Annotated in this window: 13 protein-coding genes and 2 pseudogenes; 9 read left to right on the forward strand and 6 right to left on the reverse strand. The window is 46.7% G+C overall.

Annotated elements, in window-relative coordinates:
* Positions 1 to 137 precede the first annotated feature (137 nt).
* The 3 genes from IPJ02_15660 (at position 138) to IPJ02_15670 (ending at position 2220) form a co-directional block, all read left to right on the forward strand.
* Positions 138 to 506 carry a carboxymuconolactone decarboxylase family protein gene (locus tag IPJ02_15660; GenBank protein ID MBK7376921.1) on the forward strand — a complete coding sequence of 123 codons (369 nt, stop codon included), beginning with the start codon at positions 138 to 140 and terminating at the stop codon, positions 504 to 506.
* A gap of 201 nt (positions 507 to 707) precedes the next feature.
* The gene (locus tag IPJ02_15665) at positions 708 to 1091 is read left to right on the forward strand and encodes a four helix bundle protein (GenBank protein ID MBK7376922.1); all 384 of its coding nucleotides are present in this window, start codon (positions 708 to 710) and stop codon (positions 1089 to 1091) included.
* Between the two features lie 94 nt (positions 1092 to 1185).
* Entirely contained in the window at positions 1186 to 2220 is a 1035-nt protein-coding gene (locus IPJ02_15670; protein ID MBK7376923.1) for a 2-oxoacid:ferredoxin oxidoreductase subunit beta, read from the forward strand.
* 167 nt (positions 2221 to 2387) lie between these two features.
* Here IPJ02_15670 and IPJ02_15675 read toward each other — a convergent pair whose 3' ends face one another.
* Positions 2388 to 3377 carry an aspartate-semialdehyde dehydrogenase gene (locus IPJ02_15675; protein MBK7376924.1) on the reverse strand — a complete coding sequence of 330 codons (990 nt, stop codon included), beginning with the start codon at positions 3375 to 3377 and terminating at the stop codon, positions 2388 to 2390.
* A 172-nt stretch (positions 3378 to 3549) separates the two neighbouring features.
* Here IPJ02_15675 and IPJ02_15680 point away from each other — a divergent pair, with 172 nt between their 5' ends.
* The 3 genes from IPJ02_15680 to IPJ02_15690 all read left to right on the forward strand — a co-directional run bounded on the left by IPJ02_15680 (position 3550) and on the right by IPJ02_15690 (position 8187).
* On the forward strand, positions 3550 to 5271 hold the full coding sequence (locus IPJ02_15680; GenBank protein MBK7376925.1) for a lamin tail domain-containing protein: 1722 nt from the start codon (positions 3550 to 3552) through the stop codon (positions 5269 to 5271).
* Between the two features lie 78 nt (positions 5272 to 5349).
* A complete protein-coding gene (locus tag IPJ02_15685) occupies positions 5350 to 5904 on the forward strand; it encodes a transposase (protein MBK7376926.1) in 555 nt (184 codons plus the stop codon).
* Between the two features lie 156 nt (positions 5905 to 6060).
* Positions 6061 to 8187, forward strand: a complete 2127-nt coding sequence (locus tag IPJ02_15690; GenBank protein ID MBK7376927.1) for a S9 family peptidase — start codon at positions 6061 to 6063, stop codon at positions 8185 to 8187.
* A gap of 68 nt (positions 8188 to 8255) precedes the next feature.
* Here the strand turns inward: IPJ02_15690 and IPJ02_15695 are convergent, their stop codons facing one another.
* The gene (locus IPJ02_15695; protein ID MBK7376928.1) at positions 8256 to 9179 is read right to left on the reverse strand and encodes a bifunctional hydroxymethylpyrimidine kinase/phosphomethylpyrimidine kinase; all 924 of its coding nucleotides are present in this window, start codon (positions 9177 to 9179) and stop codon (positions 8256 to 8258) included.
* Positions 9180 to 9289: 110 nt separating this feature from the next.
* Here IPJ02_15695 and IPJ02_15700 point away from each other — a divergent pair.
* A pseudogene (locus tag IPJ02_15700) lies at positions 9290 to 9897 on the forward strand (threonylcarbamoyl-AMP synthase).
* A 62-nt stretch (positions 9898 to 9959) separates the two neighbouring features.
* Here the strand turns inward: IPJ02_15700 and IPJ02_15705 are convergent.
* Both IPJ02_15705 and IPJ02_15710 read right to left on the reverse strand, forming a co-directional pair.
* Positions 9960 to 10262 (reverse strand): hypothetical protein, encoded by a 303-nt coding sequence (locus IPJ02_15705; GenBank protein ID MBK7376929.1) that lies wholly within the window; start codon positions 10260 to 10262, stop codon positions 9960 to 9962.
* A gap of 76 nt (positions 10263 to 10338) precedes the next feature.
* Positions 10339 to 10935 carry a ribonuclease HII gene (locus IPJ02_15710; GenBank protein MBK7376930.1) on the reverse strand — a complete coding sequence of 199 codons (597 nt, stop codon included), beginning with the start codon at positions 10933 to 10935 and terminating at the stop codon, positions 10339 to 10341.
* Positions 10936 to 11097: 162 nt separating this feature from the next.
* On the opposite strand from IPJ02_15710, the pseudogene IPJ02_15715 reads away from it, so the two are divergent.
* Positions 11098 to 12147 (forward strand): annotated as a pseudogene (locus tag IPJ02_15715) (COX15/CtaA family protein).
* Between the two features lie 54 nt (positions 12148 to 12201).
* Positions 12202 to 14259: a patatin-like phospholipase family protein gene (locus IPJ02_15720; protein ID MBK7376931.1), complete on the forward strand. Its 2058-nt coding sequence runs from the start codon at positions 12202 to 12204 to the stop codon at positions 14257 to 14259.
* 165 nt (positions 14260 to 14424) lie between these two features.
* Here the strand turns inward: IPJ02_15720 and IPJ02_15725 are convergent, their stop codons facing one another.
* A complete protein-coding gene (locus IPJ02_15725) occupies positions 14425 to 15324 on the reverse strand; it encodes a diacylglycerol kinase family lipid kinase (protein ID MBK7376932.1) in 900 nt (299 codons plus the stop codon).
* A gap of 44 nt (positions 15325 to 15368) precedes the next feature.
* Positions 15369 to 16418, reverse strand: coding sequence for a ketoacyl-ACP synthase III (locus tag IPJ02_15730; protein MBK7376933.1), 1050 nt, complete (start codon positions 16416 to 16418; stop codon positions 15369 to 15371).
* Positions 16419 to 16509: the final 91 nt, after the last annotated feature.

The following is a 16509-nucleotide window of genomic DNA, read 5'->3' on the forward strand; positions in this document are numbered from 1 at the left end:
TCAATATATGTAAGGCATCGGTGGTCATTTTAAATGACCGGTCTTGTTTAACCAGCCTGCGTGTTTTCCCGCCCGCCAGTAAAAATTTGAAATGCAGCAGGGCCGGGTTAATTTTATGGCTCAATAAAATCAAATGTATGGGCAACTTAGTAAAAGAATTCAACGACTACCGCACCAAAATGAACGAGGTCATCTTAAGCAAGGAAAACCTGGTGATAAAGCGGTTGTGGAACCTGGATACAAACACCTATGCCGCCGGGGCGCTGGATGTAAAGACAAAGGAACTGCTGGGCCTGGTGGCCAGTATGGTGCTGCGCTGCGATGACTGCATAAAGTACCATTTGGGAAAATCGCATGAGCTGGGGGTTAGCACCGGAGAAATGTACGAAGTTTTTGCCGTGGCGAATATTGTGGGGGGAACGATCGTGATCCCGCATACGAGGCGGGCAGCGGAATACTGGGAGGAACTTTTGAATAATGAACAAGGAACAAGGAATGCCGAATGATGAAGTCGTATTTTTATCAGCATATCGTTCCTTGTTCAATATTCCTTGTTCCTTGTTCGATATTCCTTGTGCAAAGAGGGATTGAATACTGAACAAAGAATGGGGAATGATGAAGTGAAAACGGTTGTTTTTCCCTTTCTCATATTCTTGAAATTGCCGAATTTGGAGCGATAGCAGATATTTATTACTATAGTTGTTGTTATGGAAAGGAAATTTGACCTTGATGAACGCCTTATCAACTTTGCAGGCATGATCATTGATATTTCTGAAGTACTTCCTAAAAGCCTGGCGGGTAACCATATCGCTGGCCAATTGGTAAGAAGCGGGACAGCCCCGGCTTTAAATTATGGAGAGGCCCGGAGTGCGGAATCAAGAAGCGATTTTATTCATAAAATGAAAATAGCAGCTAAGGAATTAAGGGAAACATATAATTGCCTCCGGATAATCAGGAAGCGGAAATGGTATGCAGAAGAGAAGCTGGTGCCTGTCCTGGACGAAAACAACCAGCTAATATCCATTTTTGTAAAAAGTATAGAAACTGCCAAAGGGAATAATGTAGCCAAAAAGGATGATACCGCCGGATAACTTCCTTGTTCAATATTCCTTGTTCCCTGTTCGATATTTTTACCCTTGTTCCTTGTTCGATATTTCTTAACTTTAGGCCTCAATAGCAAGACCTATGAGTGATACAGCAACAACAGCCGCCCCGCTTACTTCAAAAGACTTTGTAACCGACCAGGAGGTACGCTGGTGCCCTGGTTGCGGAGATTATTCCATTTTGGCACAAGTGCAGAAAGTGATGCCAACGCTGGGTATTCCAAGAGAGAACATTGTGATCGTTTCCGGTATTGGCTGCAGCAGCCGCTTTCCCTATTATATGAATACCTATGGCATGCACAGCATCCATGGCAGGGCAACAGCGGTAGCCAGCGGATTAAAGGCGGCAAGACCCGAACTGAGTGTATGGATCGTTACCGGGGATGGGGACGGACTGAGCATTGGCGGCAACCATACCATTCACCTGCTGCGCAGGAATTTTGATGTGAATGTGCTGCTGTTCAACAACCAGATCTATGGTCTGACGAAGGGACAATACTCTCCAACTTCGGAGGAGCATAAAATAACCAAATCAACCCCGTTCGGAAGTATCGATCACCCTTTCAATCCACTGGCTTTGGCCATGGGCGCCGATGCAAGTTTCATTGCCCGTACCATGGACAGGGATCCGAAACACCTGCAGGCCATGCTGATCCGTTCACAGGAACACCGGGGCGCTTCTTTTCTGGAGATATACCAGAACTGCAACATCTTCAACGATGGCGCTTTTGAGATCTTTACCGAGAAAAAGACCAAGCCGGATGAAGTACTGTTCCTGGAACAGGGCAAACCATTGATATTCGGCGCCACCCAAAACAAGGGGATCAAATTAGACGGGTTTAAACCCGTGATCGTTGACCTGGCTGCAGGCGCAAGTACCGACGACCTTTGGGTGCATGATGAAAAAGATTTTTATAAGGCACAGATACTGATCCGCATGTTTGATGACCCGAGACTGGAAGGACACCTGCCAAGACCATTCGGGGTGTTCTATGAAACCGAAAGGGCCTGCTACGAAGACAGCATGACCATGCAGATAGATGAAGTGATCGCCAAAAGAGGAAAGGGAGACCTGGATAAATTATTAAGAGGCAGTGAGACCTGGGTGATCAATTAGTCCCCATACCCTAAAGGGGGAACCATGCGAAGATTATGTTTTATTAATATCAAAAGAGCCATCAATTTCTGATGGCTCTTTTGTATAAAAATATTTCGATTCGATCTTTGCTTAGTTCTTCTACATAATCAGTCCCCCCTTTAGGGGATAGGGGCGGGCGGAGGGGGTTACAACATATTTTTTTTCAGCAAATACTCTGCGATCTGCACCGCATTGGTGGCAGCGCCCTTTCGGAGGTTATCACTCACGATCCAGCAATTGAGTGTTTTGGGTTGTGTTTCATCCCTTCTTATCCGGCCCACAAACGTGTCGTCCTTGTCAAATGCAGTCAGGGGCATGGGGTAAATGAAATTGGCCACATCATCCTTTACCACAACACCGGGCGCTTTTGAAAGGATATCCCTCACTTCATCCAGGTCAAAATCATTCTCAAATTCTATGTTCACGCTTTCGCTGTGCCCGCCCATGGTAGGAATGCGTACGCAGGTGGCGGTAACCCGGATGCTGTCATCCCCAATGATCTTTTTCGTCTCATTTACCATCTTCATTTCTTCCTTGGTGTAACCATTGTCCAGGAACACATCAATATGCGGTATCGCATTCAGGTCGATGGGGTATTTATAGGCCATTTCACCTTCAATGCCTTTGCGTTCATTCATCAGCTGTGTTACCGCTTTTACACCGGTACCCGTTACACTCTGGTACGTGCTTACCACCACCCTCTTTATTTTATATTTTTCATGAAGCGGTTTAAGCACCACCACCATCTGTATGGTAGAGCAGTTCGGGTTGGCTATGATCTTGTCTTCATTGGTCAGCACAGCAGCATTTACTTCCGGTACCACCAGTTTCCTGGACGGGTCCATGCGCCAGGCGCTGGAATTATCGATCACGGTAATTCCGGCTGCAGCAAATTTTGGTGCCAGTTCCAGGGAAGTGCTTCCGCCGGCAGAAAAAATGGCCACATTGGGTTTGGCTGCAATGGCATCATCGGCGCTCACGATCTTATATTGTTTATTCTTAAAGGTCACTTCTTTACCGATGCTCTTTTCAGAAGCAACAGGGATCAGCTCATCAACGGGGAAATTCCTTTCGGCCAGCACCTGAAGCATTTTAGTTCCTACCAGGCCGGTGGCGCCAACAACAGCAACTTTCATTTTTTACACAGATTTTATTGGTTAAAAAACATTGCAGGGCTTTCTGCAATGGGGTAATATTGAAGCAGCGAAATTACCAACTTAATGCAGCCCATCCAAACCGGTCCGCATATCCTTTGAAAGACCTGTATTCAGCAACCCTTATTTGATCCGGATGTTTTATATGGTTAATATGAGTAAACCGGTTTTGATCTTATTCTTTGCAGCACTGCTCACCGGCAGCAGTACCGGGCAGGTTGCCAACCGCTACGACATCGTGATAGATGAATTAATGGCCGATCCCGCTCCTGTTACCGGTTTACCCAATAACGAATGGATCGAATTGCGCAATACTTCTTTATCAGCCATTAATTTATCCGGCTGGAGGATCGGGGATGCAGGCGGTCAAAGCGGGCCGATGCCTTCTTATAATTTAATGCCTGATAGTTTTGTCATTGTCTGCACGGCAGGTGCTGTTGCTGCCATGAGTGCATACGGGCCGGTCATTTCTGTCAGCGGCTTCCCCTCACTGGATAATACCGGCGACCTGATCTATTTACGCAGTGTGCAGAACCTGGTCATCCATTCGGTCAGTTATACCGATGGATGGTACCGCAATGAACTCAAAAAAGACGGTGGCTGGACGCTGGAAATGATCGACAGCAAAAATCCCTGCAGCGGCTTTGGCAACTGGAAAGCAAGCGTTGATATAAAAGGTGGAACGCCCGGGAAAAAGAATTCAGTGGATGGAGTCAATAAAGATATAACAGCGCCCCGGCTGTTGCGGGCCTTTACAACAGACAGTATGAATATTGTATTGGTATTTGATGAACCCCTGGACAGTTTAAAGGCTGCAACAACCGCTAATTACCATATCAGTGATGGTATTGGCACACCTCAATCAGCAATTACAATTGCGCCGGTTTTTGATAAAGTGAATTTGCGGTTAAATGCGCCACTCAGCCGTAATAAAATATATACGGTTACTGTATCGGCTGTTCCTGATTGCATGAATAATATCATCGGGGCGGAGAATACAGCAAGGGTTGGGTTAAATGAGATGGCCGGCAGCCTGGATGTTGTTATCAATGAGGTACTTTTCAACCCGGCAGCTGGCGGGACAGATTATGTGGAGGTATACAACCGCAGCAACAGGATCATTGATCTTAAACAGCTATACATTGCCAATCGCAGCAGTGCAGGCGTTATAAGCAATATCAAACAGCTGAGTACTGATAATTATTTACTTTTCCCGCAGGATTTTATGGTGCTGACCGAAGACCCGGAGATCGTGAAGAGAGATTTCATCACATTTAATATGAATGCATTCGCAACCATTCCTTCCATGCCTTCTTATAATGATGATAACGGAGATGTGATCATCCTGAATGCACAGGGAGCTATTGTAGATGAGCTGAGCTATGATGAAAAATGGCATTTCAAACTTATGGATAACCGGGAAGGAGTTGCATTGGAGCGGATAGATCATAATGCAGCCACCCAAAACCCGGATAACTGGCATTCGGCTGCAACCAGCGTGGGATATGGCACACCCACCTATAAGAATTCACAATACCGTATTGACCTGCAGGTGCAGGGAGAAATAACCGTAACGCCGGAGATCATTTCACCGGATAACGACGGCATGGACGATTTTGCAACGATTGATTACCTGTTTCCATCAGCAGGATATGTTGCCAATATTACCATATTTGATGCGGCTGGCAGGATGGTGCGACCCCTTCAACGAAATGCCTTGTGCGGCATAAAGGGAAATTATCGTTGGGATGGATTGGGTGAAAAGAACCAGCGGCTTCCCACCGGTATTTATGTCATTTACACAGAAATATTTAACCTCGAGGGAAAGAAAAATCATTTTAAAAACATTATTGTGGTGGCAAGAAAAAACAACTGACCCGTCCCGGTCTCTGACCGGGATGCTATGGTTCCAAGTCTCCGACTTGCCTAATATACATAACTAAAAAAAGAAAATATGTCCGGCGACCGATACCCGATCACCGATCAAAATGCCTGCTATTTTTTAACAATGACCGTTGTCAGTTGGGTGGATGTTTTTATCCGCCCCGTTTATAAACAGATCATAGCTGATTCGTTGAATTTCTGCGTGGAAAATAAAGGACTTACCATTTTCGCCTGGTGTTTAATGACCAACCACCTTCACCTTATAGCAGAAGCAAAAGAAGGAGCAAAGCTTTCACATATCGCCCGTGACTTTAAGAAATTCACTGCCCGTTCATTATTGAGGGCAATTGAATCTGAGCCGGAAAGCCGCCGTGACTGGATGCTTTATCGTTTTGAATTTGCCGGAAAGTACCTGAGAACGGTGGAGAAGTACCATTTCTGGCAGGATGGGAATCACGCTGTTTACCTTGACCCACACAAACCGGAGATGATGCGGCAGCGGCTGAATTATGTGCATGAAAATCCGGTGAGGGCAGGAATTGTTGAAGAAGCAAAAGACTATCTTTATAGTTCAGCAAGGGATTATTGCGGAAAAAAGGGATTGGTAAGAATTGAATTATTGTGAGACAGAGTCTCATTACCATGGCATCCCGGTCAGAGACCGGGACGAGAGAAGAGACCGGGACGAGAGAGAAGACCGGGACGGGTGCTAAATAATTTCATCATCTATAAAAACAGAAACATGAACATCCGGTTCTTGCCAGCCATGCTCATTGCCGCAATGGTAATTTCATCATGCAATAACAAATCAGATATGCCCTCTAAAACAGCCTACAAATGGCCCGACAGTATTAAAGCACCGGTAGCAGAAAAAAAGCCAAAAGAATTGACCGCACACGGGGATACCCGTATTGACAATTATTACTGGATGAATGATTTTTTTAAAAAGGGCCCCGACAGCACGAAGGCTGTAGAATACCTGGAAGCGGAGAATAAGTATTACGATACCATGATGGCCGGCACAAAAGCCTTCCAGGAAAAACTGTATGCAGAAATGAAGGCAAGGATAAAGGAAAAGGATGAAAGTGTTCCGGTGTTCAAGAACGGCTATTATTATTACAACCGCGTGGAAGAAGGGAAGGATTATTTTGTGTACTGCCGCAAGAAGGGCACCCTGGATGCACAAGAAGAAGTGCTGCTGGATGTAAATAAAATGGCGGAAGGGCATAATTACTTCTCCGCAACAGGATTTGATGTAAGCACAGACAATAAGTTACTGGCTTATGGCATTGATATGTTATCAAGACGCCAGTACACGATCTATATAAAGAACCTGGAAACAGGAGAGGTTTATAAGGATGCCGTTTCAAATACAGAAGGAGACCCGGTGTGGGCCAATGATAACCAGACCTTCTTTTATACATCAAAAAACCCGGTAACCTTGTTATCTGAAAAGATCAAACGGCATAAACTGGGGGCTGATGCAGCAACAGACAAGATTGTTTATGAAGAGAAGGACCAGACCAATTATATCAGCGTGGGAAAGACCAAGTCGGATAAGTTTATTATCATCAGTTCAGGGGGAACCCTTTCGTCTGAAAGCAGGTTCATTGATGCAAACAGACCCGATGATGCGTTTAGAGTTTTTCAATCGAGAATGAAAGAAGTGCTGTATGGTGTGGACCATGCCGACGGTAAGTTCTTCATCCGCACCAACCTCAATGCAAAGAACTTCAAAGTGGTTACCTGCACCGAAGACAAGACCGACAGCAGCAACTGGAAAGAGATGATCGCACATGATAAGGATGTGCTGATACAGGGAATTGACCTGTTCAAAAACTACCTCGCCGTGTCGGAGCGGAAAAATGGCCTGACCCAGGTACATATCATTAACCTGCAGAGCAATGCCGGTCATTACCTGGCATTTGATGAGCCCGTTTACCTGGCAAACCTGATGAATACGCCCGACTTTAATTCAGAAGTAGTGCGGTTCAATTATACATCCCTTACAACACCCGGCACCGTGTATGATTATAATATGGGTACCAAAGAAAAGAAGCTGATGAAGCAGCAGGAAGTGGTAGGCGGGTACGATAAAACAGCATATGAAACGGAAAGGCTGTTTGCCACAGCAAAGGATGGCACAAAGATCCCCATTTCGATCGTGTACAAAAAAGGATTTAAGAAGGACGGAACTGCGCCGCTGATGCTGTATGGCTACGGTTCATATGGAGCAAGTATGGAAGCAACATTCAGCAGTGTACGGTTAAGCCTGCTGAACAGGGGTTTTGCGTATGCCATTGCCCACATCCGCGGGGGGCAGGAAATGGGTCGTTACTGGTACGAGGATGGCAAAATGATGAAGAAGATAAACACGTTCACCGATTTTATTGATTGTGCGGAATTTTTGCTGGCCGGTAAGTACACGTCAAAAGAACACCTGTACACAAGCGGCGGCAGTGCCGGTGGATTGCTGATGGGTGCTGTTGTAAACATGCGCCCCGATCTCTGGCACGGCGTGATCGCTGCCGTACCATTTGTAGACGTGGTTACTACAATGAGTGATCCGTCCATTCCGCTTACCACCAATGAATACGATGAATGGGGGAACCCGGCCAATAAAGAAAATTACATGTATATGCGATCGTACTCACCGTATGATAATGTTGAAAAGAAGGCATACCCGAATATGCTGGTAACAACCGGTCTGCACGACAGCCAGGTACAATATTTTGAACCGGCAAAATGGGTTGCCAAACTCCGGGAGATGAAAACAGATAATAATAAACTGTTGCTGTATACCAATATGGAAGCTGGGCATGGCGGTGCATCCGGAAGGTTCAAAGCATTAAAAGACAGGGCAAGGGAATACGCGTTCTTGTTTGCGCTGGAAGGAATTACGGAATAAAGACACCGGCCAGATAAAAAGCCGAAGCCATTCATGGCTTCGGCTTTTTATCTAAAATATCATTAAGTTCAAACCAGGTCAATATCAAAATTCACCAGTTGCACAAATTCAGCAAGGCGTTCGTCAATATCGGCTTTGCTGATCTCCTTCAGTCTTTCCGGCCCGAATTTCTCCACGCAGAAACTGGCCATGGCGCTGCCGATGATGATGGCTGTTTTCATGTTCTCAAAACTGATGTCCTTTGTTTTAGCAAGATGGCCGATAAAGCCCCCGGCAAACGTATCGCCGGCACCGGTGGGGTCAAACACTTCTTCAAGGGGAAGGGCGGGTGCGAAGAACACATGATCTCCATGAAAAAGCAATGCACCGTGTTCCCCTTTCTTGATGATCAGGAACTGGGGTCCCATTTTTATTATTTCACGGGCGGCTTTCACCAAAGAAAGTTCCCCGCTCAATTGTCTTGCTTCTGCATCATTTACCAGCAGCACATCCACTTTCTTCAATACTTCTTTCAGGTCATCCATAGCGGTATCCATCCAGAAATTCATGGTGTCCATTACAATCAGCCTCGGACGGGTCTTCAACTGGTTGATCACACTCAGCTGCAGTTTCGGCATCAGGTTACCCAGCATTAAAAACTCGGCACCCTGGTAAGAGGCGGGGACAATGGGATTAAAATCTGCCAGTACATTCAGGTCGGTCACCAATGTATCCCGGCTGTTCATATCCATGTGGTATTTGCCGCTCCAGAAAAATGATTTTTTATCTTTTACGATCTCCACGCCATCGAGTGATACGCCTCTCCGCTTCAATTCATCCATTTCCTCTTTTGGAAAATCGTATCCCACAATGGATATCTGCTGCACAGGCGTTACAAAATTACCTGCTGCATACGCTACATACGTGGCTGAGCCGCCCACGATCTTATCTGTTTTTCCAAACGGGGTCTCAATGGCGTCAAAAGCCATGGTGCCAACGCAAATAACTGACATAAACTGGTTTTAGTATGATTCAATCAAAGCAGCCTGGGCGGCCACGGCGGCAAAAGTAACTGATTAAAATGATTTTAGTAAGTTGTGCCGGTAATTAAAAATAACCTGCATTGTTAATCAAGATACATCCGCAAGATCCGCAGCCAAGACTGGTAAAACAGGTGGCAGAATGCCTGAAAGACGGGGGCGTAATCATTTATCCCACCGATACCATTTACGGGCTGGGATGTGACATCAACCAGCACAAGGCCGTGGAGCGCATCTGTAAAATAAAGCATGTAGACCCGCAGAAGGCACAGCTGTCTTTCATCTGCCGCGACCTCAGTCACCTGAGTGATTATACAAAGAGTATTGATACCCCCCTGTACCGGATGCTGAAAAGTTACCTGCCCGGGCCCTATACTTTTATCCTGCCGGCCAGTAAGCAGGTGCCAAAGATCCTGCAGAGCAAAAAATCAACGATCGGGTTGAGGGTGCCGGACAATAATATCTGCCGTCACATATTGGATGAACTTGGCCACCCGATACTCAGCGCATCCCTGCCGGGAGAAATGGTGGAAGAATACACCGATCCGGAAGTGATCAATGAAAAATTCGGCGATGCCGTTGATTTTATTATCGATGGGGCATCGGCGGCATGATCCCTTCAACCATTGTTGATTGCACAGGAACGGAGTGGATAATAACCCGGCAGGGGGCAGGAGAGTGGGCTGCATAAAAAGATCCCGTCCCGCCATCGGCGGAACGGGACGGTCCCAAAACTGCAGAGGTAATACTGCTTTAGATCCGGTGCCTGCGGTTGTGTTTTTTACGGTAAATAGACCGGCTGGCCATTCTCTTATCCTTGCGGATATCCCTTCTTTCCCTGGGGGTTACCACTCCGTCTCTGCGGGCCATCTTTATATCCCGGCGGATGTTCCTTTGCTGCAGGGCAAGGCTCCTGGTTTCAGCACGGGTAAGCTCACCGCTTCGTATTCCTTCCCCGATACGGTGGCGGTGCATTCTGCGGCCAGGCTGTGCCTCAGCAATATTGATCCCGAGCACAAGTACCAGTACGGATGTTACCAATAATCTTAATTTCATGGCTGATGATTTTAAAATAAAAAAATTAATACAGCTACATAGACCCGCAGAAAGAAAGGAAGTTTAACCCCGGAGATTAAAAAAGCAAGGCGGTGGATGGAAGAATATCAAAACTCCTGCGGTGATAACTGCACAAGCCATGCGCTTCAATGGCTTGCCGGTGGGCAGGAGTGCCATAGCCTTTATTGGTATCCCAGCCATATTGCGGAAATTCATGGTGTATCTTTTGCATGAATTCATCCCGGTGCGTTTTGGCCAGAATGCTGGCAGCAGCAATGGAAGCATAAATACCATCGCCCTTAATGATACATTGGTGGGCTGTTTTTTTATAGGGCCTGAAACGGTTCCCGTCGATCAATAAAAACTCCGGCGTGGTGGCCAATGCATGTATGGCCTGGTGCATGGCCCTGAAACTTGCCTGCAGGATATTGATCTTATCGATCGTTATATTATCCACCGCTGCAACAGCGTATGCAACGCTTTCTTTTTCAAGGACGGGCCTTAACAGGTCCCGTTGCTTTTCAGTAAGCTGTTTACTGTCGTTCAGCAGCGGGTGATGAAAATCCTTTGGCAGTATGACGGCGGCTGCAAATACCGGCCCGGCATAACAGCCACGACCGGCCTCATCTACACCGGCTTCAACCAGGTCGCTATGTAAAAAAGAAGATAACATGGATGACTGGGAAATTAGCTAAGAGGATAAAAGAGCAAAAGAGAAACATATGGCATTTCTCACTATTCTTCTTTCAAACTCTTAGCCCAAATATCCGCTAAAAGAATAAAAAAACAAATCTATGTGTAATAACAGCTTTTGCTGCTGTAAATTTGCGGCTCAATGGATAATTCAGATCAGCAACGTTCCCAACGGCAGATAGCCACCTGGCTGATGATCGGGGTGGGGATGATCATCCTACAGGGCTGACTGGGCGGCATCACCCGGTTAACGGAATCGGGCCTTTCCATCACCGAATGGAAACCCATCACCGGAACCCTGCCCCCATTGAACGATATAGCCTGGCAGGCCGAGTTTGATAAATACAAAGTGACCGACCAGTTCAAATACGTTCACCAGGATTTTACGTTGAAAGAATTCAAATTCATTTTCTTCTGGGAGTGGTTTCACCGCACCTGGGCCCGCTTGATGGGGCTCGTGTTCCTGATAGGGTTCATCTATTTCCTGGCAAAGAAAAAATTCAGCAAGGGAATGATAAAGCCCATGATCATTCTTTTTATACTCGGCGGGGTACAGGGGTTCATCGGCTGGATAATGGTTAAAAGCGGACTGGTGCCGGAAAAATATTTTGTGGGCCATATTGAACTGACCACCCACTTCATTGCTGCGCTCGGCCTGTTGTGTTATACACTGTGGTTCGCATTAAGCCTGGTGGTAAAGGATGAACAGAAGATCATCAGCCCTTCACTCAAAAACTTTTTATTGCTGATACTGGTTGTGTTGTTTGTTCAACTGGTCTATGGAGGTTTCATGGCCGGATTACGGGCAGCCATCAGTGCACCTACCTGGCCGGATATCAACGGGTATTTTCTGCCGCCGTCATATGACGAGTTGACTCCGTTTACAAAAAACCTGGTTGCCAACCCCATCACCATTCATTTCATTCACCGGGGGGCGGCCTACCTGCTTGCCATATTGGTTGCGGTATGGTGGTATAAGACAAGACCGGTAAACAGTAGCCGGTTATTCTCAAAACTCCGGCTTTCATTATTGCTGTTGATCCTGCTGCAGGTATTGCTGGGCATCTTAACGGTATTGAATGCAACATACCCCGACAGGTTAGTGCTGCTGGGCGTTTCGCACCAGGCCGTTGCCATGATCTTGCTGATGGTCCTTGTTTCTTTACTTTTTATTGTCCGGAAAAGACAATAAGAATCAGTTTCTTCCTGTTTATTTTAATAGTAATTTTAGAAAACGCTGATCCTGATGAAACAGGCCCTTCGAAATATTTACTATTCTTTTCCTGTTCAGCTCTTCATCCTTCACTTCCGTAAAGTGCAGGTGTTGCTGCTTTTCTGGTATTTTCTGGGCAGCACCTTCAACAGCGGCTTCATGAAAACCTATGGTGCAGACGGGTTGTTCTTTTCACCGGAGTACCTGGGCAATGTGAATATCTGGAGCGGGGCCATTGTGGGCGTGGCATTGGGCGTGTTCATCATGAGCTGGAACATCACCACATTCATATTGCACAGCAAACGCTGCCGGTTCCTGGCAACCACCACCCAGCCTTTTTTAAAATACTGTACCAACAACGCCGTGCTGCCGCTGTTGTTCATCGGCTTTTATTTTTATAAACTTTATGTATTTGATAAAAGCAAGGAGTTGATGAGTACCGGGGAAATACTGGTCCTGTTATCAGGTATCCTGGCCGGCTTTATCCTTTTGCTTTCTTTTTCCTTCATTTATTTTTTTGGAGCGGAAAGAACCATCCAGCGTACCATTACCCCCATCATCGAAATGGACCAGCATTTCAACCAGAGCTATATGCCCGGGCAACCCGGCGATGATGATTTCGGGTTGAAGGTAACTTCCTACCTGGGCAATGGTTTCCGGTTCCGGAAGACAAGAAATGTGGCGCATTATAACCGGGAATTCCTGGACCTCGTATTCACCCGCCACCATTTTTCGGGGATCATTAGCATTGCCCTTGCCTTTATTTTCCTGATCGTGGTAGGGTTTTTTATGGATAGCCCGGTCTTCCAGGTTCCTGCGGCAGCCAGCATATTCATATTCTTTGCTGCCATGACGGCGGTTATCGGGGCGCTTTCTTATTTCCTGCAAAGCTGGAGCCTGCCCGTTTTCATCCTGCTGCTTTTATTTATTGATATCCTTTACCAGAACGAGATCATCGATACCCGCAATAAAGCCTATGGCCTCAACTACGATAACAAAAATGGCCGCCCGGGTTATGATAAAGGATCCTTGCAGAAACTCTGTCTGCCGGAAAAGATAGCAGCAGACAAAGCCAATATGATCGCCATACTGGATAACTGGAAGAAAAAGCAAAAAGAAGAAAAGCCGGTAATGGTATTCATCAATGTAAGCGGTGGTGGACTGCGCAGCGGAACATTCGTGATGAATACACTCCAACACCTGGACAGCATGACGCAAGGCAGGCTCTTACCACATACCATGCTGATAAGCGGCGCCAGCGGCGGCATGCTGGCAGCAACGTATTACCGGGAACTATACCGGCACCAGCTGAAGGACAGCTCCATCAACCGGTATGATCCGGAATACACGGACAATATTGCCAACGATCTGCTGAACCCCCTTTTCTCATCCATGGTTGCCAGGGATATTTTTTCACCGGCACAGAAATTTACAGTGGGAGATCTTAAATACGTAAAAGACAGGGGCTATGCGTTTGAACAGAAGCTGAATAAAAACTGCGGGGGTATCATCAATTGCCAGCTGAAGGATTATTATGAAGAAGAGCGGTCGGCAGCCATTCCGCTCATGATCTTCAACTCCACCATCACCCGCGACGGAAGGCGGATGATGATCAGTACACAGCCCATCAGTTTCATGATGAAGCCCGTGCAGGCTGCGGCCGATGCACAGGCAAGCCCGGATGCGGTAGATTTTTCAGCGATGTTCAGCAAACAGGGCCCATTGAATGTGCGGCTGCTCACCGCCCTGCGTATGAATGCAACCTTCCCGTATGTGCTGCCCAATGTGTGGTTGCCCAGTGACCCGGTAATTGATGTGATGGATGCCGGGCTGCGGGATAATTTCGGGCAGGAGACCACCCTGCGGTTCATTGAAAATTTCAGGGACTGGCTGAAGGAAAATACCAGCGCTGTCATGGTCATTCAATTGCGTGACCGGATGCAGGATAACTGGCAGGAGCCCTTTGAAACAGGTTCCATTACCGACATCATCATTAAACCCGCCACCATGCTGCAGCATAACTGGCAAAAACTGCAGGACTTTTCGGCTACCGACCAGTACAGTTACCTGAGCGCTGAAAAAAACCATTAACCTGCATCGCATCACATTTATGTATGTGCCCCAGTCGAACGACAAGGGCGCTGCGCTCAATTTTCATTTAACCGCACGGGAAAAAAGGGATGTGAAGGAGTCTTTTAATGATCCGTTCAACCAGGCATCGCTGAAGAAGGTGATGGAGATGATGCAGTAAGGTCGTTAAGGCATCAGCAATTTAAAAGCACGCTCGATGATCTCGATCTCAAACAGGGGAGAAGTGCCGGCAGGGTCGCCATCAATATGCAGGGGAGCCGATTGCGGATTTTTGATACTTAATTTCTTCGCCTGAAAATAATGAATATCATTGCGATGATATTTTTTATCCTCGTACATACGAACCTGGCCGCTGCGTATTTGTTTTAGTACGGTCCAGATCATCCGCAGTTTACTCATTTTATTCACTACCACAATATCCAGTAACCCGTCGTGCAGGCTGGCCTGCGGGGCAATGGTGAAATTATTCCCGAACTGGTTGCTGTTGGCAATACTTATAAAAAATGCTTCGGTGCTGATGCGGACCCCGTCCATTTCAATTTCGAAAGGGTAAGGCTTTGCTGAAAAGAAATTTTTAGTGGATTGTTTTACATAGGTTGCCAGTCCTCTTTTTTGCTGCCGGGCAAAATCGTGCGCCACCTGTGCATCAAAGCCGAGGCCGCAGAGCATGCAACTGAATCTTTTGTTGATGTAAAAACCATCTATGTATTCAGACCTCCCATTGAAGATGATGGCCAGGGCCCGGTCGATCCGTTTTGGGATCTTTGCTGCAAAGGCAAGGCCGTTACCGCTGCCCATTGGGATGATCCCGATATTGACCGAAGTACCCTGCAGGGAATTGGCAACCTGGTTTACGGTTCCGTCGCCGCCGCAAACGATCACATCGGTTATATTTTCTGCAGCTATTTTTTGAGGCAGGTAACGGTAATCGCCTGCTGCATTGGTGTGAACGATCTCGAAAGGGATCTTCTTTTCGGTTGTTTTTTCCCGGATCGTTTCCAGCAATGATATTTTTCCACCTGTTCCCGAAATGGGGTTGATGAAATAAATGAATTTTCTGTTCATGAAAGGACCAGTTGGCAGCTAAATTACCTAAAATACTTCCGTTATCACCACCGGATCAATGCACCGGCCCAGGTAAAACCACTGCCGAAAGCAGCCAGGCAAACCAGGTCGCCCTCTTTTATCTTTCCCTGCTCCCACGCTTCGCAGAGCGCAATGGGTACGGATGCAGCTGTTGTATTGCCGTATTTCTGGATATTGTTGTGAACCTTGTCATCAGGGAGGTGTAACTTATGTTGAACAAACTGGGCAATACGCAGGTTGGCCTGGTGCGGAATAAGCATGTCAATATCCGCCGTGGTCAATCCGTTTTGTGCCAGCGACTCCTGCACCACTTCGGGCAGTTTAATGACCGCTTTTTTAAAAACCGCCGGTCCGTCCATGTACGGGAAATTCTGTGCTTCATCGATCATGGCATGACTCATGAACATTTGCCCCATTTCTGCCGCATCAAATTTTGCCACGGCCTGTGGTGTCCAGTGGTTGGCATGTGTTCCCGGGTTGTACATGGCCAGTATCTCAGCACTTTCACCATCGCTGTGCAGGTGTGTACTTAATATACCCTGCCCTTCTTTTTGCGTTGGTTGAAGTACTACGGCACCGGCCCCATCACCGAATATCACACTCACATTCCTGCCACGGGTACTGAAATCAAGCCCGAATGAATGTTTCTCACTGCCTATAACAAGAATATTCTTATACATCCCGGTTTTTATGAATTGGTCGGCAACCGACAAGGCATAAACAAAACCGCTGCACTGGTTGCGTACATCCAATGCACCGATCTCTTTCATCTTCAATGCCCGCTGAACCAATACGCCACAGCCGGGAAAATAATAATCGGGACTGAGGGTGGCAAAGACAATAAAGTCAATATCCTGTGCCGTGATGCCCGCCCGTTCAATGGCGATCTTTGCAGCTTCCACACCCATGGTGGTGGTGGTTTCGCCCAGGCGGTTGGCATAGCGCCGCTCTTTGATGCCGGTACGTTCCTGGATCCATTCATCGGATGTATCCATGTATTTTTTCAGGTCGTTATTGGTAAAAACATTTTCAGGAACATAAAAACCAATACCGGCGATCTTACTTCGTTGCATGCAATCAATCGTTTAGAACAGGCAATTTACAACATTGCCATAGATCTGCAACTGTTTCATTTGCAACCAAACCCGTGTCGTTTTTTTGGAA

The organism is Chitinophagaceae bacterium (assembly GCA_016710165.1).
Taxonomy (GTDB): Bacteria; Bacteroidota; Bacteroidia; order Chitinophagales; family Chitinophagaceae; genus Ferruginibacter.